Annotated in this window: 25 protein-coding genes; 10 read left to right on the top strand and 15 right to left on the bottom strand. The window is 53.9% G+C overall.

From position 1 onward, the window contains the following. Window positions 1–34: 34 nt before the first annotated feature. From secG to rlmE, 5 genes are all read right to left on the bottom strand, one after another. The gene (secG, locus tag H0S68_RS02015; protein WP_020824951.1) at window positions 35–370 is read right to left on the bottom strand and encodes a preprotein translocase subunit SecG; all 336 of its coding nucleotides are present in this window, start codon (window positions 368–370) and stop codon (window positions 35–37) included. A gap of 252 nt (window positions 371–622) precedes the next feature. Beyond that, window positions 623–1,960 (bottom strand): phosphoglucosamine mutase, encoded by a 1,338-nt coding sequence (gene glmM, locus H0S68_RS02010; RefSeq protein ID WP_130016090.1) that lies wholly within the window; start codon window positions 1,958–1,960, stop codon window positions 623–625. Window positions 1,961–1,967: 7 nt separating this feature from the next. Beyond that, window positions 1,968–2,801: a dihydropteroate synthase gene (gene folP / locus H0S68_RS02005; RefSeq protein ID WP_020824949.1), complete on the bottom strand. Its 834-nt coding sequence runs from the start codon at window positions 2,799–2,801 to the stop codon at window positions 1,968–1,970. 92 nt (window positions 2,802–2,893) lie between these two features. Then, the gene (gene ftsH, locus H0S68_RS02000) at window positions 2,894–4,825 is read right to left on the bottom strand and encodes an ATP-dependent zinc metalloprotease FtsH (protein WP_041414147.1); all 1,932 of its coding nucleotides are present in this window, start codon (window positions 4,823–4,825) and stop codon (window positions 2,894–2,896) included. A gap of 56 nt (window positions 4,826–4,881) precedes the next feature. Further along, window positions 4,882–5,511 carry a 23S rRNA (uridine(2552)-2'-O)-methyltransferase RlmE gene (gene rlmE, locus H0S68_RS01995; RefSeq protein ID WP_012004940.1) on the bottom strand — a complete coding sequence of 210 codons (630 nt, stop codon included), beginning with the start codon at window positions 5,509–5,511 and terminating at the stop codon, window positions 4,882–4,884. A 144-nt stretch (window positions 5,512–5,655) separates the two neighbouring features. On the opposite strand from rlmE, the gene yhbY reads away from it, so the two are divergent. After that, complete coding sequence (gene yhbY, locus H0S68_RS01990) at window positions 5,656–5,949, top strand: ribosome assembly RNA-binding protein YhbY (RefSeq protein WP_004933536.1); 294 nt, start codon at window positions 5,656–5,658, stop codon at window positions 5,947–5,949. A gap of 114 nt (window positions 5,950–6,063) precedes the next feature. On the opposite strand, the gene greA is transcribed toward yhbY, so the two are convergent. After that, complete coding sequence (greA, locus tag H0S68_RS01985) at window positions 6,064–6,540, bottom strand: transcription elongation factor GreA (RefSeq protein WP_020824947.1); 477 nt, start codon at window positions 6,538–6,540, stop codon at window positions 6,064–6,066. A 256-nt stretch (window positions 6,541–6,796) separates the two neighbouring features. Here greA and dacB point away from each other — a divergent pair, with 256 nt between their 5' ends. Genes dacB through pmrB form a run of 3 tightly spaced genes read left to right on the top strand, consistent with a single transcriptional unit; the run spans window position 6,797 to window position 9,962 of the window. Beyond that, the gene (gene dacB, locus H0S68_RS01980; RefSeq protein WP_115060317.1) at window positions 6,797–8,230 is read left to right on the top strand and encodes a serine-type D-Ala-D-Ala carboxypeptidase; all 1,434 of its coding nucleotides are present in this window, start codon (window positions 6,797–6,799) and stop codon (window positions 8,228–8,230) included. Window positions 8,231–8,238: 8 nt separating this feature from the next. Beyond that, the gene (gene pmrA / locus H0S68_RS01975) at window positions 8,239–8,901 is read left to right on the top strand and encodes a two-component system response regulator PmrA (protein ID WP_122076761.1); all 663 of its coding nucleotides are present in this window, start codon (window positions 8,239–8,241) and stop codon (window positions 8,899–8,901) included. Continuing rightward, window positions 8,898–9,962: a two-component system sensor histidine kinase PmrB gene (pmrB, locus tag H0S68_RS01970; RefSeq protein ID WP_122076758.1), complete on the top strand. Its 1,065-nt coding sequence runs from the start codon at window positions 8,898–8,900 to the stop codon at window positions 9,960–9,962. Before pmrA ends, pmrB begins: the two co-directional genes overlap by 4 nt. A 50-nt stretch (window positions 9,963–10,012) precedes the next feature. On the opposite strand, the gene cgtA is transcribed toward pmrB, so the two are convergent. From cgtA to rplU, 4 genes are all read right to left on the bottom strand, one after another. After that, window positions 10,013–11,185: an Obg family GTPase CgtA gene (gene cgtA / locus H0S68_RS01965; RefSeq protein ID WP_020824943.1), complete on the bottom strand. Its 1,173-nt coding sequence runs from the start codon at window positions 11,183–11,185 to the stop codon at window positions 10,013–10,015. Between the two features lie 16 nt (window positions 11,186–11,201). After that, window positions 11,202–12,173: a DMT family transporter gene (locus H0S68_RS01960; protein ID WP_041415179.1), complete on the bottom strand. Its 972-nt coding sequence runs from the start codon at window positions 12,171–12,173 to the stop codon at window positions 11,202–11,204. 106 nt (window positions 12,174–12,279) lie between these two features. After that, a complete protein-coding gene (gene rpmA / locus H0S68_RS01955; RefSeq protein ID WP_004933559.1) occupies window positions 12,280–12,537 on the bottom strand; it encodes a 50S ribosomal protein L27 in 258 nt (85 codons plus the stop codon). Between the two features lie 17 nt (window positions 12,538–12,554). After that, window positions 12,555–12,866 carry a 50S ribosomal protein L21 gene (rplU, locus tag H0S68_RS01950; RefSeq protein WP_004933561.1) on the bottom strand — a complete coding sequence of 104 codons (312 nt, stop codon included), beginning with the start codon at window positions 12,864–12,866 and terminating at the stop codon, window positions 12,555–12,557. Between the two features lie 269 nt (window positions 12,867–13,135). Between rplU and ispB the strand changes: the two genes are divergently transcribed. Next, window positions 13,136–14,107 (top strand): octaprenyl diphosphate synthase, encoded by a 972-nt coding sequence (gene ispB / locus H0S68_RS01945; RefSeq protein WP_020824941.1) that lies wholly within the window; start codon window positions 13,136–13,138, stop codon window positions 14,105–14,107. Window positions 14,108–14,156: 49 nt separating this feature from the next. On the opposite strand, the gene H0S68_RS01940 is transcribed toward ispB, so the two are convergent. Then, window positions 14,157–14,507 (bottom strand): DNA-binding protein, encoded by a 351-nt coding sequence (locus H0S68_RS01940; RefSeq protein ID WP_020824940.1) that lies wholly within the window; start codon window positions 14,505–14,507, stop codon window positions 14,157–14,159. 182 nt (window positions 14,508–14,689) lie between these two features. Between H0S68_RS01940 and H0S68_RS01935 the strand changes: the two genes are divergently transcribed. Next, window positions 14,690–14,950 carry a helix-turn-helix domain-containing protein gene (locus H0S68_RS01935; RefSeq protein WP_020824939.1) on the top strand — a complete coding sequence of 87 codons (261 nt, stop codon included), beginning with the start codon at window positions 14,690–14,692 and terminating at the stop codon, window positions 14,948–14,950. Window positions 14,951–15,018: 68 nt separating this feature from the next. Here the strand turns inward: H0S68_RS01935 and mdh are convergent, their stop codons facing one another. Both mdh and H0S68_RS01925 read right to left on the bottom strand, forming a co-directional pair. Next, entirely contained in the window at window positions 15,019–15,957 is a 939-nt protein-coding gene (gene mdh, locus H0S68_RS01930) for a malate dehydrogenase (RefSeq protein WP_020824938.1), read from the bottom strand. A 251-nt stretch (window positions 15,958–16,208) separates the two neighbouring features. Further along, window positions 16,209–16,376, bottom strand: coding sequence for a hypothetical protein (locus tag H0S68_RS01925; protein WP_153263177.1), 168 nt, complete (start codon window positions 16,374–16,376; stop codon window positions 16,209–16,211). A 47-nt stretch (window positions 16,377–16,423) separates the two neighbouring features. Here H0S68_RS01925 and argR point away from each other — a divergent pair, with 47 nt between their 5' ends. The 3 genes from argR to yhcN (H0S68_RS01910) all read left to right on the top strand — a co-directional run bounded on the left by argR (window position 16,424) and on the right by yhcN (H0S68_RS01910) (window position 17,951). Next, window positions 16,424–16,894, top strand: a complete 471-nt coding sequence (gene argR, locus H0S68_RS01920; protein WP_020824937.1) for a transcriptional regulator ArgR — start codon at window positions 16,424–16,426, stop codon at window positions 16,892–16,894. A 405-nt stretch (window positions 16,895–17,299) separates the two neighbouring features. Then, window positions 17,300–17,563, top strand: a complete 264-nt coding sequence (gene yhcN, locus H0S68_RS01915) for a peroxide/acid stress response protein YhcN (RefSeq protein WP_048762811.1) — start codon at window positions 17,300–17,302, stop codon at window positions 17,561–17,563. Window positions 17,564–17,687: 124 nt separating this feature from the next. Beyond that, window positions 17,688–17,951, top strand: a complete 264-nt coding sequence (gene yhcN, locus H0S68_RS01910) for a peroxide/acid stress response protein YhcN (RefSeq protein ID WP_020824935.1) — start codon at window positions 17,688–17,690, stop codon at window positions 17,949–17,951. Between the two features lie 203 nt (window positions 17,952–18,154). Here yhcN (H0S68_RS01910) and mpl read toward each other — a convergent pair whose 3' ends face one another. Next, complete coding sequence (gene mpl, locus H0S68_RS01905) at window positions 18,155–19,534, bottom strand: UDP-N-acetylmuramate:L-alanyl-gamma-D-glutamyl-meso-diaminopimelate ligase (RefSeq protein WP_020824934.1); 1,380 nt, start codon at window positions 19,532–19,534, stop codon at window positions 18,155–18,157. A gap of 168 nt (window positions 19,535–19,702) precedes the next feature. Between mpl and fbp the strand changes: the two genes are divergently transcribed. Beyond that, on the top strand, window positions 19,703–20,707 hold the full coding sequence (fbp, locus tag H0S68_RS01900; protein ID WP_020824933.1) for a class 1 fructose-bisphosphatase: 1,005 nt from the start codon (window positions 19,703–19,705) through the stop codon (window positions 20,705–20,707). Window positions 20,708–20,744: 37 nt separating this feature from the next. Here the strand turns inward: fbp and H0S68_RS01895 are convergent, their stop codons facing one another. Next, window positions 20,745–22,298 carry a methyl-accepting chemotaxis protein gene (locus tag H0S68_RS01895; protein ID WP_020824932.1) on the bottom strand — a complete coding sequence of 518 codons (1,554 nt, stop codon included), beginning with the start codon at window positions 22,296–22,298 and terminating at the stop codon, window positions 20,745–20,747. Between the last annotated feature and the right edge of the window lie 152 nt (window positions 22,299–22,450).

Here is a 22,450-nt window from a genome sequence, read left to right as displayed (position 1 = left end):
TTAATGAGGTAATAACAACCGTTTTCAAACTCTGTTACTGCGGGATATCGCTGCTCGGCTTGGTTGGTGCTGCCGGCGCGGTAGTCTGCTCAGATTTCACTGGCTGACCCAGGTTTTCCCACTCGCTGCCTTTCTTGCTCTGGTTGGTGCTCAGGTTGCCCAGGATCAGACTGATGACGAAGAACAGCGTCGCCAGCACAGCCGTCATGCGGGTCATGAAGTTACCGGAACCGCTCGAACCGAACAATGTGCCAGAAGCACCTGCTCCGAATGAGGCTCCCATATCAGCGCCTTTACCTTGCTGCAGCATAATCAGAGCAACCAGCCCGATTGAGATCAGCAGGAAAATTACCAGAAGAGCTTCGTACATAGTTGTACCCGTATCCTTGCGGCTTCACCGCGTGCCAAATGCTTCACACCCCAAAGGCTTCTAATTCTATTAAGAAGTCGCAGGCGTTATATCAAACTGCCCACTGAAGCGGGTGTGAATACTAACCAAAGGCGCCAAACCACGCAAGGGCAATTTGCAGCCACCGGCGCGTTTGCGGAAAAAAACGCCAATAAAATTCGCAGGCTGTGATTTCCGAGGGCAGCGGTTGCCCCCGGACCGATCAAAAAAGCGTTAGCCCGCAGATTTCACCGCGTCGGCAATGCGATGTGCCAATGCCGTCACTTGCTGCTCGTCCTCGCCTTCCACCATCACGCGGATCAGCGGTTCGGTACCGGATTTACGTAGCAGCACGCGGCCGCGGCCGGCCAGTTCAGCCTCGACCTGCTCGGTGATTTTACGCACCTCGTCGGATTCCAGTGGGTTGTGTTCACCGACAAAGCGCACATTGACCAGGATCTGCGGCAGTAATTTCATGCCGCTACACAGGTCGTGCAGGCTCATGTTGTTGCGGACCATCGCCGTCAGTACCTGCAGACCGGCAACGATGCCGTCACCGGTGGTAGTTTTATCCAGCAGGATTACATGGCCGGAGTTTTCCGCACCAATGCGCCATCCCAGTTCCTGCAGCTTCTCAAGTACGTAACGGTCACCGACTTTGGCGCGAGCGAAGGGAATGCCCAGTTGCTTAAGTGCCAGTTCGAGCCCCATGTTGCTCATCAGCGTGCCTACCGCACCACCGCGCAATTGGCCCTGACGCAATCCTTCACGGGCAATGATGTAAAGGATCTGGTCGCCGTCGACCTTGTGGCCAAGGTGATCAACCATCATCACCCGGTCACCGTCACCGTCAAATGCCAGACCGACGTGCGCTTTCTCCTGCAGCACGCGCTCTTGCAGTTGGCGAACGTCTGTTGCACCGCATTTTTCATTGATGTTCATGCCGTCCGGTTCAACGCCGATGGCAATCACCGTGGCACCCAGTTCACGCAGCACGCTCGGCGCAATGTGATAGGTCGCGCCGTTGGCGCAGTCCACCACAATTTTCAGGCCTTTCAGGCTCAGTTCGCTCGGGAAGGTGCCTTTACAGAATTCGATGTAACGGCCGGCGGCATCGATGATCCGGCTCGCTTTACCCAGTTCGGAAGATTCTACGCAGGTCAGCGGTTTTTCCATTTCGGCTTCAATGGCTTCTTCCACATGATCCGGCAGCTTCGCGCCATCAATGGAGAAGAATTTAATGCCGTTGTCGTAAAACGGGTTATGAGAAGCGGAGATCACAATACCGGCTTCCGCACGGAAGGTACGCGTCAAATAGGCTACCGCCGGCGTCGGCATAGGCCCCGTGAAGGAAGCAGACAGCCCCGCCGCGGCAAGACCGGCTTCCAATGCCGACTCAAGCATGTAACCTGAGATACGGGTGTCTTTGCCGATAATAATTTTACGAGAACCGTGGCGTGCCAGCACCTTGCCCGCCGCCCAGCCCAGTTTCAGAACGAAATCAGGGGTAATAGGACTCTCACCGACCTTGCCACGAATGCCGTCGGTACCAAAATATTTGCGCTCGCTCATGTCTCTATCATCCCTTAGCTGAAATGGTTGCCTCGACGACACGCATCGCCTCGACGGTTTCTTTAACGTCATGCACTCTGACAATCTGCGCTCCCTGCATGGCGGCGATAACCGCACAGGCTACGCTGCCGATAACCCGCTGATCAGGGGGGACATTCAGCAGTTGCCCAATCATCGACTTACGCGACATTCCCACCAAAAGCGGCAGGCCGAAGTGATGAAACTCAGACAATCTGGCCAGAAGCTGATAATTGTGCGCTAAATTCTTACCGAAACCGAACCCGGGGTCGAGCAGCAATTTCTGATTTGTAATACCGGCGGCATTACAGCGTTCTATATGATGCTGAAAAAAAGCGTTCACATCGCCAATCAGATCGTCGTAGTGCGGTGCCTGCTGCATGGTTCGTGGCTCACCCTGCATGTGCATCAGGCACACTGGCAACCCGCTTTCCGCCGCAGCGGCCAATGCGCCCGGCTCCTGCAATGAGCGAACGTCGTTGATCAGGTGCGCACCGGCCTGAGCCGACTCGCGGATCACCCCTGCTTTCGAAGTATCTACCGAGATAAAAACTTCAAAACGCCGGGCAATGGCTTCAACGACGGGGACTACGCGCGCGATCTCTTCGTCTTCGCTGACCTCAGCCGCTCCCGGTCTGGTCGACTCGCCGCCCACATCAATCATGGTCGCACCGGCCGAAATCAGCGCATGCGCGTGCAGCAAAGCCTGATTTAGCTGGTTGTGCTGGCCGCCGTCAGAAAAAGAATCCGGGGTCACGTTGAGGATCCCCATCACCCGCGGATGGGAAAGATCGAGAGTCATGTCTCGCACGGTTAACTGCATTGCTAATCCACCTTACTGTCGCCTGGTTCACTGCCCGCCGGGCAATAAAAAACCCCGGCATGCCGGGGTTCGATGTTATTACACAGCCAAAGTTACTTGTCTAGCTGTTCAGACATGGTATTGCCTGGGTTTGGTGTGCGCGGTTCATCAACCGGCGTCGGGGCTTTTGGTGTGCCACCGTTGTCGGAATTGCTGCCCTTGCCCACATCGTCCCAACCCGCTGGCGGACGCACGTCTTTACGGTTCATCAGATCGTCAATCTGCGGCGCGTCGATGGTTTCGTACTTCATCAGGGCGTCCTTCATTGAATGCAGGATGTCCATGTTTTCCATCAACAGCGAACGCGCTCGCACATAGTTACGTTCAATCAGGGATTTAACTTCCTGGTCGATAATGCGCGCGGTTTCGTCCGACATGTGCTTCGCCTTGGCCACTGAACGGCCCAGGAACACTTCGCCCTCTTCTTCCGCATACAGCAATGGCCCCAGCTTCTCGGAGAAGCCCCATTGGGTCACCATGTTGCGGGCAATCGAGGTCGCCACTTTAATGTCGTTCGAGGCACCGGTAGAGACTTTTTCCGGTCCGTAAATGATCTCTTCAGCCAGACGGCCGCCGTACAGAGTAGAGATTTGGCTTTCCAGCTTCTGACGGCTGGCGCTGATCGCATCCCCTTCCGGCAGGAAGAAGGTCACACCCAACGCACGGCCACGAGGAATAATCGTGACCTTATGCACCGGATCGTGCTCAGGAACCAGGCGACCAATAATGGCGTGGCCAGCTTCGTGATACGCGGTCGACTCTTTCTGCGCTTCGGTCATCACCATGGAGCGACGTTCTGCACCCATCATGATCTTGTCTTTGGCTTTTTCGAACTCCACCATCGACACAACACGTTTGTTTCCACGTGCGGCAAACAGCGCAGCTTCGTTGACCAGGTTGGCCAGGTCAGCACCGGAGAAGCCAGGCGTACCACGAGCCAGTACAGAAGCATCAACATCGGGTGCCAGTGGCACGCGGCGTGAATGCACTTTCAGGATCTGCTCACGGCCACGCACGTCCGGCAAGCCCACCACAACCTGGCGGTCGAAACGGCCTGGACGCAGCAACGCCGGGTCAAGCACGTCTGGACGGTTGGTCGCAGCGATAACGATGATACCTTCGTTGCCTTCAAAGCCGTCCATCTCAACCAGCATCTGGTTCAGCGTCTGCTCACGTTCGTCATGACCGCCGCCCAGGCCGGCACCACGCTGGCGACCGACGGCATCGATTTCATCGATAAAGATGATGCACGGTGCCGCTTTCTTCGCCTGCTCGAACATGTCACGCACACGGGAAGCACCGACACCCACAAACATTTCCACGAAGTCAGAACCGGAAATGGTGAAGAACGGCACTTTCGCCTCACCGGCGATCGCTTTCGCCAGCAGGGTTTTACCTGTCCCCGGCGGGCCAACCATCAGCACGCCTTTCGGGATCTTGCCGCCCAGCTTCTGGAAACGGCTCGGCTCGCGCAGGTATTCCACCAGTTCGCTTACTTCGTCTTTCGCTTCGTCACAGCCGGCAACGTCAGCAAAAGTGGTTTTGATCTGGTCTTCCGTCAGCATGCGGGCCTTGCTCTTGCCGAAGGACATCGCGCCCTTGCCGCCGCCGCCCTGCATTTGACGCATGAAGAAGATCCAGACCCCGATCAGCAACAGCATCGGGAACCATGAAATAAAGATAGAAGCCAGCAAACTCGGCTCTTCAGGCGGTTCACCAACCACTTTCACATTCTTGGTCAACAACGTATCCAGCAACTTAGGATCGTTGACAGGGATGTAGGTCGTGTATTTGTTACTGTCTTTCTTGGTAACGTTAATTTCACGTCCATTGATTCGCGCTTCGCGAACCTGATCTTGGGTCAGTTCGGACATGAAGGTAGAGTAATCCACCCTACGGCCATTCGACTCGCTGGGCCCAAAGCTCTGGAATACAGACATCAACACTACCGCGATGACTAACCAGAGAATTAGGTTTTTCGCCATGTCACTCAAGGGATTAACCTCATATTACAACTGTGTTAACAAACAGCGTTAGGGTACTACAGCTTGCGCCCTGTCGCTACAATGTACACTTCGCGCGAACGTGCGCGGGAAGCGTCTGGCTTACGAATCTTAACCTTCGTAAACAGGGAGCGAATTTCCCGTAGGTACTCGTCAAAGCCATCTCCCTGGAACACCTTCACCAGGAAACTTCCGCCTGGTGCGAGGACATCACGACACATTCCCAGTGCTAATTCCACCAGATACATCGATCTTGGAATATCGACGGCCGGAGTGCCACTCATATTCGGGGCCATGTCAGACATGACCACCTGAACCTTACTTTCACCTACACGTTCCAACAGAGCCTTGAGCACCAGTTCATCACGAAAATCGCCCTGAAGGAAATCGACGCCAACGATAGGATCCATTGGCAAAATATCACAGGCGATGATGCGGCCGGAACCGCCAATCTGAGTCACGACATACTGCGACCAACCACCCGGCGCCGCACCTAAATCTACTACGGTCATGCCAGGTTTAAACAGTTTGTCACTCTGCTGTATTTCATCAAGTTTAAACCAGGCGCGCGAACGTAGCCCTTTTTTCTGCGCCTGTTGCACATATTTATCGCTAAAGTGTTCTTGTAACCAGCGACTGGAGCTAGCAGAACGCTTTTTATTAGCCATCTCGTTTTCCAACTATCATAAAAAGAGTCTTAATGTCAGGTTCGCAGCTCATGTAGACTCACACCGATGAAGACCGATTTGGTGATATACATGAGATGGCGGTAGAATGTACCGTTTTCAATCCCAACTTAAGCAAAAAAGACAATGAATCTGAATAATAAACAAAAACAGCACCTGAAAGGCCTGGCGCATCCGTTAAAACCGGTTGTCATGCTGGGTAATAACGGTCTCACCGAAGGGGTGCTGGCTGAAATTGAACAGGCTCTGGAGCATCATGAGCTGATCAAGGTAAAAATCGCTGCTGAAGATCGCGAAACCAAAACCCTGATCGCCGACGCTATCGTGCGCGAAACGGGTGCCTGCAATGTGCAAGTCATCGGTAGTACGCTTATTCTTTACCGCCCGTCTAAAGAGCGCAAGATCAGTCTACCGCGTTAATAAGCATTGGGTTAACGAAAAGGTGCCATGCACCTGATTCAGATAAAAGGCCGCACGCGGCCTTTTTCCTTTCTTTACAAAACCCTGGCGATTTTCTGCACGATTGGAAGGTGATCAGAGATATTCAACCTTCAAGATCTCATAATCGACATCGCCACCCGGGGTTTTTATCACAACCACATCATCTTGTTCTTTGCCGATCAGGCCACGTGCCATAGGCGAATTGACAGAAATCAGATTTTTCTTGAAATCAGCTTCGTCGTCGCCAACGATACGGTAGGTCACTTCTTCTTCGCTATCCAGGTTCAGCACCGATACGGTAGCGCCAAAAATCACGCGGCCATTGTTTGGCATCTTGGTGATATCGATCACCTGCGCGTTCGACAGCTTGGCTTCAATTTCCTGGATACGTCCTTCACAGAATCCCTGCTGCTCACGCGCCGCATGATACTCTGCGTTTTCTTTCAAATCGCCGTGTTCACGGGCGTCAGCGATGTCCGCAATGATTTTCGGACGGCGCACGCCTTTCAAATATTCGAGTTCTTCGCGCAGTTTTTCAGCGCCAAACAAAGTCATCGGAATCTGTTTCATAGTATAAATACCTCTAAATCTTTCCTGTTCAAATAGCCGTCATCCTGACGTGTTCGTATGAAAAAACGGTGGGTACGTGCCCCCCGCCTCCAGGCGATAAACAAAAGAAGCCTGACTCGGAACCCTTGCCCAAGTCAGGATCGATTTTGCATTTTGATACGCATTTTAGCCTAGAGTTCCTTGAGGGTCATCGTTTACTTTTTCCCTGAATGCACCGTAGTATGACGGCACGTTATCCAGCTGTTATCCCGAGATTATGCGTTTTTCACGAATTGTCAGTGCATTGGCTTGCGCATTTGTTCTGAATGCGAATGCGGCCCCGGTTGAAGATTACACACAATATTTGCCTGATGGGGCCAACCTTGCCCTGGTAGTTCAGAAGATCGGCGCTAGCGCTCCGACCATCGATTATCACTCTCAGCAAATGGCGTTGCCGGCCAGTACCCAAAAAGTACTGACCGCTTTAGCTGCCTTGTTGCAGCTCGGCCCAGACTATCGCTTCACCACCACGCTGGAGAGCCAGGGCGATATCAGTGACGGCGTGCTGCGCGGCAACCTGATTGCCCGCTTTGGCGGCGATCCGACCTTTAAGCGCCAGAGCCTGCGCAACATGGTGGCGATCCTGAAAAAACAGGGCGTGCGCCAGATTACCGGCGATGTGCTGGTCGATACCTCGGTATTCGCCAGCCATGACAAAGCCCCCGGCTGGCCGTGGAACGACCTGACGCAGTGTTTCAGCGCACCGCCGGCGGCGGCGATAGTCGACCGCAACTGTTTCTCGGTGTCGCTGTACAGCGCCCCCAATCCGGGCGATATGGCCTTTATTCGCGTGGCCTCCTATTATCCGGTCAATATGTTTAGCCAGGTTCGCACGTTGGCAAAAGGGTCTGCGGATGCCCAATACTGCGAGCTGGACGTGGTGCCGGGCGAATTGAACCGCTTTACCCTGACCGGTTGCCTGACACAACGTAGCGAACCTTTGCCGCTGGCCTTCGCCATTCAGGATGGTGCGAGCTATGCCGGGGCGATCCTGAAAGATGAGCTGACCCAGGCAGGTATCCAGATCGACGGACACCTGAAGCGCCAGACACAGCCGGGCCTGAAAGGCACGGTGATCGCCCAGACTCAATCAGCGCCGCTGCACGAATTGCTGAAGATTATGCTGAAGAAATCGGACAACATGATTGCCGATACCGTCTTCCGCACCATCGGTCATGAACGTTTTGGCGTTCCGGGTACCTGGCGTGCCGGCGCTGACGCCGTGCGTCAGGTGCTGCGTCAGAAGGCCGGCGTGGATTTGGGCAACAGCATCGTGGTAGACGGCTCAGGCCTTTCACGCCATAACCTGCTGGCTCCGGCGACCATGATGCAGGCGCTGCAATACATTGCGCAGCATGACAGCGAGCTGAACTTTATTTCGATGCTGCCGCTGTCCGGTTACGACGGAACGCTGCGCTACCGTGGCGGGCTGCACGAAGCCGGTGTCGACGGTAAAGTTTCCGCCAAAACCGGTGCGCTGCAGGGCGTATATAACCTGGCCGGATTTATCACTACCGCCAGCGGCCAGCGTTTTGCCTTCGTACAGTATCTTTCAGGCTATGCCGTACCGCCGGAAGATCAAAAGCAGCGTCGAGCACCACTGGTGCGTTTCGAAAGCCGTCTGTACCGGGATATTTATCAGAATAACTGAGGGTTATGATGAAACTGCTGATTGTGGAAGACGATGAGCTGCTGCAACAAGGGTTGGCACTGGCATTAGCCGGGGAAGGCTATGCCTGTGACTGCGCCGCCACGGCAGCGGAGGCCAATGCTCTGCTCATCACCAGCCAATACAGCATGATTATCCTCGATCTGGGCTTGCCCGACATGGATGGTGCCAGCCTGCTGCGGCAGTGGCGCCGCCAGCAGGTCGACCTGCCAGTGCTGATTTTGACCGCCCGTGACGCACTGGAAGACCGGGTCGAGGGGCTGGACGCCGGTGCTGACGATTACCTGGTCAAGCCCTTCGCGTTAGTTGAACTACAGGCGCGCGTGCGCGCCCTGATCCGCCGCTATCAGGGCCACAGCGACAATCTTATTCAGTTGGACGATCTCCAGCTCAATCTCTCCAGCCAGCAGGTTTATGTTCAGCAGCAGCCGGTGGAGGTGACGCCGAAAGAATTCGCCATCCTCTCCCGCCTGATGATGCGCGCCGGTCAAACGGTTAATCGCGAGCTGTTGCAGCAGGATCTTTATACCTGGCAGGATGATTTAGGCTCCAACACGCTGGAAGTGCATATCCATAACCTGCGCCGTAAATTGGGCAAGGACCGCATCCGTACCGTTCGTGGCATTGGCTATCGTCTGGAATCCTCATCATGATCAGCATGCGCCGTCGTCTGTTGTTGATGCTGGCGCTGATCCTGTTGGTCACCCAGTTAATCAGCGCCTTTTGGCTCTGGCATGAAAGCCAGGAGCAAATCAGTTTCCTGGTGGATGAAACCCTGTCGGCCAAGGTGCGTACCGAGCGTGTCGATACGGAAATCGCCGAGGCGATAGCCTCACTGCTCGCCCCTTCGCTGATCATGATGATCGTCACCCTGCTGGCCTCATTCTGGGCTATCAGCTGGATTATTCGCCCGCTCAATCAGCTGCAGCAACGGTTGGAGAAGCGTTCCGCCGATAACCTGACGCCTCTGCCGCTCAGCGGAGACAGCCTCGAAATTATGGCGGTCACCACCACACTCAACCAACTGTTCTCACGCTTGGATAACACCATTCAACAGGAACGACTGTTCACCGCAGATGCCGCACATGAGTTACGTACGCCACTGGCGGGGATACGACTGCACCTGGAGTTAATGGAAAAACAGGGGGTCCCGCAAAGTAAGCCGTTGATCACCCGCATAGATCAACTGATGCATACCGTCGAACAATTGCTGATGCTCGCGCGTGCCGGACAAGACTTTGCCAGCGGCCACTATCAGCGTTTCGATTGGGTGAGCGACGTGATCCTGCCGCTACAAGAAGAACTTGAGGAGTTGACCCGCCAGCGCGGACAAAAACTGCAATGGCAGCTCCCGGCGGCGGCCCCGATGCATGGCGATCCGGTCCTGCTTCGCCTGCTGCTGCGTAATCTGGTAGAAAATGCTCACCGCTACAGCCCGGAAGGCAGCAGCATTCAGGTGCAGCTGACACAGCAGAAACCCGGCTATCAGTTGCAAGTGACGGATGAAGGCCCGGGAATCAAAGAACAAATGGAAGGTGAGCTCACTCAGGCATTCCGCCGTATGGATCAACGCTATGGCGGCAGCGGACTGGGACTGAACATCGTCACCCGCATAGTGCAACTGCACCAAGGCCGTCTGACTCTGGAAAATCGCCAGGATACCCACGGGCTGAATGCACAATGCTGGTTACCTGAGAATGTCCTGAAAAAATAATGCCAATAAAAAAGGGCCCAGTTTTTAACTGAGCCCTTTTCTTTGCAAGATTATTTCTGGTAAATGATTTCGACGCCTTCGTCGTCATCTTCGTCCCAGTCATCATCCCAATCGTCTTCCGCTTCAGCTTCCACTTCAGCGATCTGTTCACGGTGGTAATCATCCCACATGAACTCGACTTTCTCCGGTGCGCTTTCTTCGATAGCCATGGCTTTCGGTTGGGTGTTGATGAACTTCATCACGTCCCAGCACAGCGCATTCACGCCTTCGCGATTCACCGCGGAGATCATGTAGTACTTGCCTTCCCAGCCCATGCCTTCTGCAATCGCCTTGGCGCGCTCGGCGGCTTCTTCCTCACCTATCAGGTCAACCTTGTTGAAAACCAGCCAGCGTGGCTTCTGCGCCAGATTTTCGCTGTATTGATTCAACTCGTTGATAATGACTTTGGCGTTTTCTACCGGATCGGATTCATCGATAGGTGCGATATCCACCAGGTGCAGCAGAACGCGGCAACGCTCCAGGTGCTTCAGGAAGCGAATACCCAGGCCGGCACCGTCTGAAGCCCCTTCGATCAAGCCAGGAATGTCGGCAATAACGAAGCTCTGTTCGTGATCCATACGTACCACGCCCAGGCTTGGGACCAGAGTGGTAAATGGATAGTCGGCCACTTTCGGCTTAGCGGCAGACACTGCACGAATGAAGGTGGATTTGCCGGCGTTTGGCAGGCCAAGCATGCCAACATCGGCCAGCAGCAACAGCTCCAGCAAGATGTCACGTGCTTCACCGGCGGTGCCCAGCGTTTTCTGGCGCGGCGCACGGTTAACTGATGATTTAAAACGGGTGTTGCCCAAACCGTGCCAACCGCCCTTCGCCACCATCAGACGTTGTTCATGGCGGGTCATGTCACCGAGGATCTCACCGGTGCCCTGATCCTGCACGCGGGTACCGACCGGTACCTTGATGGTGATATCTTTGCCACGCTTGCCGGTACAGTCACGGCTTTGGCCGTTCTGGCCACGTTCAGCACGGAAAGATTTCTCAAAGCGGTAGTCGATCAGCGTGTTGAGGTTTTCGTCCGCCAACAGATAGACGTCGCCGCCATCGCCGCCGTCACCGCCATCAGGGCCGCCGTTCGGGATATACTTTTCGCGGCGGAAGCTGACGCAACCATTACCACCGTCACCTGCAACGACCAAAATCGCTGCTTCATCTACAAACTTCATTTACCGTCTCCGTAAATCATTCACCGGGCTGCTTCAAAGGAGCAACCAGGCGGGTTTCTGCCCGTCGCGGCCACCAACGGTGACCAATTGCGGAAAACATGGCGCCCGCTACCACGACGAAAGCGCCGACATAACCGACGACATTCAATGTCGGGGCGGCGAATACGTGTGGCCAGGCCAGCGCCAACAAATCTGAAAACAGCAGGGTAAACAGCGGGGTCAGCGTGATTAACGCACTCACCTGCGCCGCCTGCCAGCGCGCCATGGCTTCCGCCAGTGCACCATAGCCAATCAGCGTGTTGGCGCCACAGAACAGCAAACAGGCTAATTGCCAGCCGCTGAGCTGGAAAATCACCTCAGGCTTGGCCAGAGGGAATAGCGCGATCGCACATAAAGTGTACAACATTACCAAAATTTGCGGCGAGGCTAATCGACGTAGCAACACTTTCTGCGCCACGCCATAAGTCACCCAGACCATCGCCGCACACACGCCCAACAGCACCCCCAGGGTGTAATCCGTCAGGCGGGTAAAAATCTCAATCAGGCTGACATTGAAGAACAACAGCAGCCCGCAAATCAGCATCAGTGCGCCAATCACCTGGGTGATGCGCATCCGCTCTTTTAAAACCAGCACGCTGGCAAACATCATACCGACCGGCGACAGCTGGCCGATGACCTGCGATGCGGTCGGGCTAAGGTACTGCAACGAAGAGCTGAAGAAGATAAAATTCCCCAGCAGGCCCGCGGTGGCGATGGCCAAAATCAGCAGCCAGCGTGGTTGACGGAACATGGTCACCGGCGGCAATCTGCCGCGCACGGCCAAAATGATCCCCAGCCCCAGCGCCGCGATGGTAAATCGATACCAAACGACGGTAAACGGCTCCATCACTACCAGCACTTCTTTCATCGCAATCGGCAATGCACCCCAGCAAACTGCCGTAGTTACCGCCAGGAAAATGCCAATTCCGACCTGCTGTTTCGTTTCCATCTTACCTTTTGCCAGCGCTGACGGGCCGATGCACAAGCAGCCCATAAATGTAAAAAGCCCCGCAACGAGTTGCGGGGCTTACATCTATTTCGTAAGGCTCGAAAAATTATTCAGCTTCGATGCTGATGAATTTACGATTGCTCGGGCCTTTAACTTCGAATTTGACTTTACCGTCTTTCAAAGCAAACAGAGTGTGGTCTTTGCCGCAACCCACGTTGGTACCAGCGTGGAATTTAGTGCCGCGCTGACGAACGATGATGCTGCCTGCCAGTACTGCTTCGCCGCCAAAGCGTTTAACGCCCAGACGTTTAGCTTCTGAATCGCGACCGTTACGAGTCGAGCCGCCAGCCTTTTTGTGTGCCATTAATCTGCTCCCCTAACTTAAGCGCTGATGCCGGTGATTTTAACGTCAGTGAACCACTGACGGTGGCCCTGCTGCTTACGATGGTGCTTACGACGACGAAACTTAACAATCTTAATTTTCTCGCCACGACCGTGAGCAACGACTTCAGCTTTGATCTTACCGCCATCGACGAAAGGAACGCCGATTTTGATATCTTCGCCATTAGCAATCATCAGAATCTGGTCAAACTCAACAGCTTCACCAGTTGCGATGTCCAGCTTTTCCAAGCGAACGGTTTGACCTTCGCTTACTCGGTGTTGTTTACCACCACTTTGGAAAACCGCGTACATATAAAACTCCGCTTTCCGCGTGCCCAACTGTTCAGTACAGAGCGCGCTATAAATATTCACAATAGGGCGCGAATTCTACGCAATAATCCAGCATATGACAAGAGCAGAATAAGACCAGAAGTACAAAAAAGAAGAAAAAAAGCACAGTTTCTTTCATGGCGTTTATCTGAGGCGTTTTTCAAGTACAATCAGTAGGACAGTTACCGCCATGTACCGATGTGAGCAGCGATCTCAACGCGGTGAAGAGAAACACAGCTGAAAAAAATACAATGAACCTAGAGCAAATTACCGAGTTAACCGCGCAAGATATGGCGGCCGTGAACGCAACAATTCTCGAACAGCTGAATTCCGATGTCACGCTCATCAATCAGCTTGGCTATTACATTATCAGTGGTGGCGGTAAACGCATCCGCCCGATGATCGCCGTTCTGGCGGCGCGGGCATTGCATTATCAGGGTGATAAACACATTACCGTCGCTGCGCTGATCGAATTCATTCATACCGCAACCCTGCTGCATGATGATGTGGTGGATGAATCCGATATGCGTCGCGGCAAGGCCACTGCCAATGCCGCCTTCGGCAATGCCGCCAGCGTATTGGTTGGCGACTTCATCTATACGCGTGCTTTCCAGATGATGACCAGCCTGGAATCGCTCCGTGTATTGGCGCTGATGTCCGAGGCGGTCAATGTGATTGCCGAAGGTGAAGTGCTGCAGTTAATGAACGTGAACGATCCGAACATTACCGAAGAAAGCTACATGCGGGTGATCTACAGCAAAACCGCACGCCTGTTCGAAGCGGCGGCACAATCTTCGGCGATCCTTTCGGGCGCCAGCGAGGCAGAAGAAAAAGCGCTGCAGGATTACGGCCGCTATCTTGGCACCGCCTTCCAGCTGATCGACGACCTGCTCGATTACAGCGCCGACGGCAGCACCCTGGGTAAAAATACCGGTGACGATCTTAACGAGGGCAAACCGACGCTGCCCTTGCTGCATGCCATGCATAATAGTGAAGGCGAGCAGAAAGCCATGATCCGCGGCGCGATTGAACAGGGCAACGGTCGTCATTTGCTGGAGCCGGTTTTACAGGCCATGGAGCAATGCGGCTCGCTGGAATATACCCGCCAACGCGCTGAGGAAGAGGCCGACAAGGCGATTGCCGCACTGCAGGTGCTGCCGGAGTCTGCCCACCGTGCCGCGCTGGAAGGATTAGCCCATCTTGCAGTTCAACGCGATTTTTAAGAAATAATAAACGCCCTGCAGTTTCCACAGACCCGCGATGCGGGTCTGTTCATTTCCCCGGAAAGACACGCGCCAGTAGGCCGCCAATCCCTTCCCGCATCAGGAAAGCCAACATCTTTTCGCGTTCGCTCTCCGTCAGGTGGTAATAATACTCAATCCACACCGTCAGCGGATCCTTGCGCTCAACTTCATACAGCGCCGGGTCCTCTTTCAAGATCAGTAAATTGCGCGTACCGGTCGGCAAACTGTCAATGTGATACTCCAGCGCCTTTCCCTGTACGCCTTTGCGCCGGCGGCTGATCCAGCCTTCACGACGCGCCATCAAGTTTATTCCCTGTGGTGAGGAAGGTAACCCTGCCACGCCGGTCAATTCCTTGGCGGCAAACCACTCTTTTTTCATGGCCATGTTCTCTGGACAAAAGTAGGCGAAGATCTTTTTTAGGAAATTTATTGGATATTTTTTAAGAAATTTAGTGGTATCCTAGTTTCCGTATAAGCGTTTCATGTTGTTCAAACGATTAATCTTGACCTGTTAGTTATACCACTAACAGAACTTTCGCTAATCAAAAAAGGAATGCAAACATGAACTCAAGGAATAAGGATTGGCATCCGGCGGATATCATTGCGGCTTTACGTAAGAAGGGAACGACACTGGCGGCGGTGTCGCGCAAGGCAGGACTTAGCTCATCAACGCTGGCAAACGCACTGTCGCGTCCCTGGCCAAAAGGAGAATGGCTGATTGCCGAAACGCTCGATATACACCCTGCGGAAATCTGGCCGAGCCGCTATTTCGATCCCCATACCAATAACTTACTGGATCGAAAAGCCCGTATTCGGTCCTAGCTGCGGGCATAAAAAAACCGCCGGTACGTTGTCCGGCGGCCTATGCATACTCATGCACTGCTGGATGATCAGTTATTGATAAACTTTTCGCCCAGTTCGATATCTTTGTGCAGAACATCCAGCATGTCTTCCAACGCTTTCTGTTCGAACGCGCTCAGAGTGCCGATGTCTTTGCGTTCTTCAACGCCATTCTTACCCAGCACCAGCGGTTGCGCGAAGAAGCGAGCGTATTTCCCATCGCCTTCCACATAAGCACATTCCACCACGCCTTTTTCGCCTTGCAGCGCACGAACCAGAGACAGGCCGAAACGCGCCGCCGCCTGGCCCATAGACAGGGTTGCAGACCCGCCGCCGGCTTTGGCTTCAACCACTTCAGTACCCGCATTTTGGATACGCTTGGTCAGATCGGCCACTTCCTGATCGGTAAAGCTCACGCCAGGGATCTGCGACAGCAGCGGCAAAATGGTCACGCCAGAGTGTCCGCCGATAACCGGTACGTTCAGCTCTTCAGGTTTTTTGCCTTTCAGCTCAGCCACGAAGGTGTTGGAACGGATGATATCCAGCGAGGTCACGCCGAACAGTTTGTTCTTGTCATAAACACCGGCTTTCTTCAGCACTTCTGCCGCGATAGCCACGGTGGTGTTGACCGGGTTGGTGATAATGCCGATGCAGGCTTTCGGGCAGGTGGTTGCCACTTGCTGGATCAGATTACGCACGATACCTGCGTTCACGTTGAACAGATCTGAACGATCCATACCTGGTTTACGCGCAACGCCTGCAGAAATCAGCACCACGTCTGCACCGTGCAGAGCTGGAGTAGCGTCTTCGCCACTGAAGCCTTTGATTTTCACTGCGGTTGGGATGTGGCTTAAATCGACGGCAACGCCTGGGGTAACGGGGGCAATGTCGTAGAGAGAGAGTTCAGAACCTGAAGGAAGCTGGGTTTTGAGTAGAAGGGCGAGGGCCTGGCCGATACCGCCAGCAGCACCGAGAACTGCAACTTTCATCCTATACTCCTTTATTATCTTAAATATATAAAGCGCCGTGAATATGTTGGTTACGGACCTTAAATTATTACACCTTTAAAAACAATCTCTTAACAGTCTGTTTGAGAACTGGCGCAATAAAACAGCCGATGTCGCGCTCATTTTAGATTAAATAGCTTACGCATTAAGGGCATAGCGCACACTAATCAAAAATACTGCGAGGTTATTCACGAGCAAGTTAACCGGCGGTTACATTACACCCTTACACAACATCAGAACAACATCATTTTAATAACATTTTCTTTACCACCGAGGGCGGCATTTTCGGTCACCGAAAGGGCATATTCATGGGGTACGGATTTTGTTAAAATGCTGCCCTTTCCTCGTTGTCCGGGCATTGTTATTTTTTCCGGGCGTCCTTTGATTGCATAAAAATTCATTTATATGCATAATCATCACTTCTATTGTCAACATTCCACGGTGCAAAATGCGTAATCCCGCAAAGCAGGAAGATCTGATCAAGGCGTTTAAAGCGTTATTGAAAGAAGAAAAATTCAGTTCTCAAGGCGAGATTGTTTTGGCGCTGCAAGAAGAAGGCTTCGAAAACATCAATCAATCCAAAGTATCGCGCATGCTGACCAAGTTCGGCGCGGTGCGTACGCGCAATGCCAAAATGGAAATGGTGTATTGCCTTCCCGCTGAACTCGGCGTGCCGACCACTACCAGCCCGCTGAAGAATCTGGTGCTGGATGTCGATCATAACGATGCAGTTGTCGTTATCCACACCAGCCCCGGCGCCGCGCAGCTCATTGCTCGCCTGCTGGATTCTCTGGGCAAATCCGAAGGTATTCTCGGCACCATCGCCGGTGACGACACCATTTTCGTTACCCCAGCCAGCAGCTTTACCGCGCGCCAGCTGTACGAAGCCATCCTGACCCTGTTCGAACAGGAGCTGTGATGCATCACGCTAACAAAATGCGGCGAGCCGTCGCGTTTTGTTAGCGTTTCTTTAACCCCATCCTTACTTTTCCCCCTCCCCCTACCACTTTTAACGCCAGGTTTCTTTCTCTTCGCAACACATTTCAATGACATTTCCGCTTAGCTAGTGATAGCTACTGTGATCTTCCGCACTTTTGGTCAAAAGCACTTACCTTATTGAAATTACATAAATTTAACATCAAAAGATCGTTTTATAACCGCTTTTTATTCCATCTGGTTATAAAAGATAAGGATCGTCATAATAAAGTTTCACTAGAAACTGTTAGCGAACTATTAATTTTTGGCGTTACTAGATGTATACTCATTTCCGTGACGTAAATCACAGTTCACTGGAACTGATAAAAGAATACGAAAAGGTCAAATCATGAAAATTAAATCTACCATTGCAACCATGAGCGTTCTCTCCATGCTTTCTTTCGGAGCATTTGCAGCACAATCTGTTGATGCAAACCAGGCCGCAAAAATGCAATCTGCAGGCACCATTACCGTCAGCGGCGTTGCCGGTGCACCTTCAGATATCCGTCAGGCACTGTCTGAAAAAGCCGATGCCAAAGGGGCGACCGCTTACCGTGTAATCGAAGCACGCAACGAAGGTAACTTCCACGCGACCGCAGAAATTTACAAATAAGTACAAGGCGTTACCCGGCAACGGGCAATATAACTCTGGTACCGAGCACCACTGATAACAGCCTTCAAGTACAAAAACGCTGCAAAAGCCCTTCCAGGCGGTTATCACAACAGGACGCACTATCATGAACATGAAAACCACTCTCGCTGCACTTAGCCTGCTGTCTGTCGTTTCGTTCGGCGCTTCCGCCGCGACGTTAATCACTAACGACCAGGCCAATACGCTCCAGTCTGCCGGTACCATCACCGTCAGCGGCGTCACCGGCGCGCCTTCCGATATTCGCCAGGCGCTGTCTGACAAAGCCGATAAACAAGGCGCTAAAGCCTACCGCGTGATCGAAGCCTACGAAAACGGCAATTGGCACGCGACAGCCGAAATCTACAAATAACAATTCAGGGAATCCTGCTTACCGAACTGATTACCCTCGTCACTGCCACTGCCGAGTTCTATCGTAAGCACTGATTCCTTGAAGAAACTTCGTCGTCCTATCCGACGAACCCCGTTGCCCTCGCTCGCGAGGGCTTTTTTATGGGCAAAAGAAAAGGCCGTAAGCGGCCTTTTAGTTTTGCTTCAGTCACACTGAATCGACGATCAATAAGTCACTTTAGGTTCTGACTTGTGGGCCAATGCTTCCAGCAGACGGTCATGGATCCCACCGAAGCCGCCGTTACTCATCACCAAAATGTGGTCGCCAGGCTGGGCCGTTTTCACGATCATGTCCACCAGCGTGTCGAGATCGGCGCTCCAGTGGGCCGGCTGTACACAGGCTTCCGCGACTTCCGCCACCTGCCAGGGGATATGGTGCGGTTGGAACAGGAAGACCTCATCGGCACGGCCCAGAGACGGTGCCAAATCATTCTTGCTGATCCCCATTTTCATGGTATTGGAGCGCGGCTCGAGCACAGCCAAAATGCGCGCGGTACCGCCAACCTTGCCGCGCAATGCGGCCAAGGTCGCCAGGATCGCCGTTGGGTGATGGGCAAAATCGTCATACACCGTAACGCCATGAGCTTCACCGCGCAGTTCCAGACGGCGGCGAGCATTGATGAACTCACCGAGCGCGCGACAGGCATCGGCTGGCAGCACACCAACGTGGCGCGTGGCGGCAATGGCCATCAAACCGTTGTGCATGTTGTGTTCACCCACCAGCGACCACTTCACTTCGCCCACCTGTTCGCCGTCGAGGAACACCGCATAATGGCTGGCGTCCGGCGTTAATTTTTGAGCGCGCCATGCGCCCTCTTCCCCGACCAGCTCTTGCTCACTCCAACAGCCCATCGCCATCACCTGTTTCAGGTGGTTGTCGTTATCAGGCAAAATGATCTTGCCCTTGCCCGGCACCAGACGCACCAGATGGTGGAACTGTTTCTGGATCGCTTTCAGATCGTCGAAGATATCAGCGTGATCGAACTCCAGGTTATTCATGATCAGCGTACGCGGGCTGTAATGCACAAACTTGGAACGCTTGTCGAAGAAGGCGCAGTCATACTCATCGGCTTCGATCACAAAGAACGGGCTACCGCCCAGACGCGCGGAAACGTCAAAGTTGCCCGGAACGCCACCGATAACAAAGCCCGGTTGATAGCCGCAGGCTTCCAGGATCCAGGTGGCCATACCGGCGGTAGTGGTCTTGCCATGCGTGCCGGCCACGGCCAGCACCCAGCGATCGCGCAGCACATAGTCGTGCAGCCACTGCGGGCCGGAAACGTAAGGGATCCCCTGTTCCAGTACCGCTTCAACGCAAGGATTACCCCGCGTCATGGCGTTACCGATGATCACCAGATCCGGCGCCGGATCCAATTGAGCAGGATCGTAGCCCTGGATCAGGTCGATCCCTTCCTTCTCCAGCAGCGTGCTCATCGGCGGATAGACATTAGCGTCAGAGCCGGTCACCTCATGCCCAAGCGAACGAGCCAGCACCGCCAGCCCGCCCATAAAGGTGCCACAGATCCCAAGAATGTGAATGCGCATAGTTTTCTCATAGAGTACGTCGAATGTTGGCTCATTCTAACGCTCAGAATCGTCCAGAAGAAATGGATTTGCCTATGAATAGCGTTCATCTTTGGGCTACACTGCTCGCGAATACGTTGGCGGTTTGTTAACAAACCGCTACCCATCCGTAGATTCAGGGATTGTGTCATGAAAACGTTAGGCGAATTTATCGTCGAGAAACAGCACGACTTCTCACACGCCACCGGCGAGCTGACTGCGCTACTTTCTGCAATTAAACTGGGCGCCAAAATCATCCACCGCGATATCAACAAAGCGGGTCTGGTTGATATTCTGGGCACCAGCGGCGTTTCCAATGTACAGGGCGAAGTTCAGATGAAACTGGACCTGTACGCGAATGAAAAGCTGAAAGCAGCATTGAAAGCGCGCGGTGAAGTTGCGGGTATCGCTTCTGAAGAAGAAGATGAAATCGTGATATTCGACGGCGAGCGGGCTGAAAATGCCAAGTATGTGGTGCTGATGGATCCGTTGGACGGTTCGTCCAACATCGATGTCAACGTCTCGGTCGGTACGATTTTCTCTATCTATCGTCGCATTACCCCGGTCGGTACGCCAGTGACCGAAGAAGACTTCCTGCAGCCAGGCAGCGCACAGGTCGCCGCAGGCTACGTGGTTTACGGTTCATCCACCATGCTGGTGTACACCACCGGTTATGGCGTGCATGCCTTTACCTACGATCCTTCTCTGGGCGTGTTCTGCCTCTCCCACGAGAAAGTCCGCTTCCCGGCCAGCGGCAATATGTATTCCATCAACGAAGGTAACTACATCAAGTTCCCGCGCGGCGTGAAGAAATACATCAAATATTGTCAGGAACAGGACGAAGCTACACAACGCCCTTATACCTCACGCTACATCGGTTCACTGGTTGCCGACTTCCACCGCAACCTGCTGAAAGGCGGCATCTACATTTATCCAAGCACCGCCAGCCACCCGCAAGGCAAGCTGCGCCTGCTGTATGAATGCAACCCGATGGCGTTCCTGGCGGAACAGGCCGGCGGTAAAGCCAGCGACGGTAAAAACCGTATTCTGGACATCACCCCGGTGAAACTGCACCAGCGCGCACCGTTCTTCGTCGGCACCAAATCCATGGTGGAAGACGCAGAGCGCTTTATCGCTGAGAACCCGGACGAATAACGAGTTCAATGTGGGGGACGGCTTGCCGTCCCCGGCATTATAATTTGAACGCCGCCATGCTCTGCGCCAGCAACTGCGCCTGATCCTCCAGCGAGCGCGTCGCCGCCGCCGACTCTTCGACCAAGGCCGCATTCTGTTGCGCCACCTGATCCATCTGCGCCACCGCCAGGTTTACCTGCTCAATACCGCTGCTTTGCTCACGCGTAGCCGCAGAGATTTCCCGCATCAGCGCCGTCACCCGGCCCACTTCACCGGTAATGCCGTTCATGGTTTTCGCCGCCGAACCGGCCATTTGTTCGCCTTCCTGCACCCGATTCTGCGACGCTTCAATCAACCCTTTGATCTCTTTCGCCGACTGTGCGCTGCGCTGAGCCAGGCTGCGAACCTCACCGGCCACCACGGCAAAACCACGCCCTTGTTCACCGGCACGTGCCGCTTCCACCGCCGCATTCAACGCCAGAATGTTGGTCTGGAAGGCAATGCCGTCCATCACGCTGATGATATCGGCAATACGGCGTGAGCTGTCGGTGATCGCCTGCATCTTGTCCATGACCTGACTGACCACTTCACTGCCTTGGTTGGCAATATCGGATACGCTCAGCGCCAGTTGATTCGCCTGTTCGCAGTTCTCGGCGTTCATCTTCACCGTCGAGGTCAGCTGTTCCATGCTGGCGGCGGTTTCTTCCAGAGAAGCAGCTGATTCTTCGGTACGCTGCGCCAGGTGCAGGTTGCCGGCAGCCAGTTCGCGTGAACCGGTATCGATTTGGCTGCTGGCATCGCGCACCTTGCTGACCGAACTGACCAAGGCCTGCTGCATCCGCTGCATCGCACGCACCAGACGGCCCATTTCGGTCTCGCCTTCGCCAGTGATACGGTGCGTCAGGTCGCCGCTGGCGATATGTTCCAGCTGGGCGATTGACTCATCGAGCGGACGCAGGATAATCACCCGCAGCGCAAACCAGGCCAGTAGCGCCAGCAAAATGCTGAGCAGGCCGGCAATCACGATCAGCGTAATTTTGGTGCTGGCATTGCTTTCCGCTTCATTCACCCGCTGCTGGCCAATCTTCATGGCGAAGCTGCGGAAGTCGCTGAGGTCCTTTTCAAAAGCGATGCTCAACGCGGAAATTTTTGTTTCCTGAATGTCGTAGTAATCATCAACTTTGCCGGCCTTGATGGCATCGGCCATCGGCCCAACGCCCTGTTCCAGATAGGCGCGGTAGCTATTTTGCAAACGACCGGACAGCTCGCGTCCACGTTCGGTAACAGTGCCGACGCTGACAAAACGCGCCATTTCCTGCTTCGATTGCGCAAGATAGTCATAGATACGGCCCACCGTAGCATCTGAAACCTCAATCTGGCCGATTTCCCGTTGGCGTACCGCCAGTGAGGCAGCGGTTCTGGCGCGCAGCGTCAGGTTGGAACTGCTGGCCAGCGACCCCAACTCTTCCCCCAGGATTTGATTCAGGGTGTGTAACGAGCGCGATCCTTCGTTAATCGCGTTGACGCCAATCGTGCTGACCATAATCAACAGCAGCGTCATCAGGCTCAACAGGGCAATCAGCCCGGCCTTGACCGTAATCTTTTTTAGCATGAGTTCTTCCCGGCTTCAGAAATAGTGAGATCTTACGTAGAGGAGGTAAAACGCGGAGCCAGACTTCGCCGACTCATTATTATTTGATGAAGTTATCGGCAACCCTCGAGAAAACTTAACGCCGTGGGAGGATTTATCTGGAAATTCGATGG

Origin of the sequence: Serratia sp. AXJ-M (assembly GCF_046531865.1) — a bacterium.
Classification (GTDB): Bacteria; Pseudomonadota; Gammaproteobacteria; order Enterobacterales; family Enterobacteriaceae; genus Serratia; species Serratia liquefaciens.
This window is presented reverse-complemented; position numbering and strand designations above follow the sequence as displayed.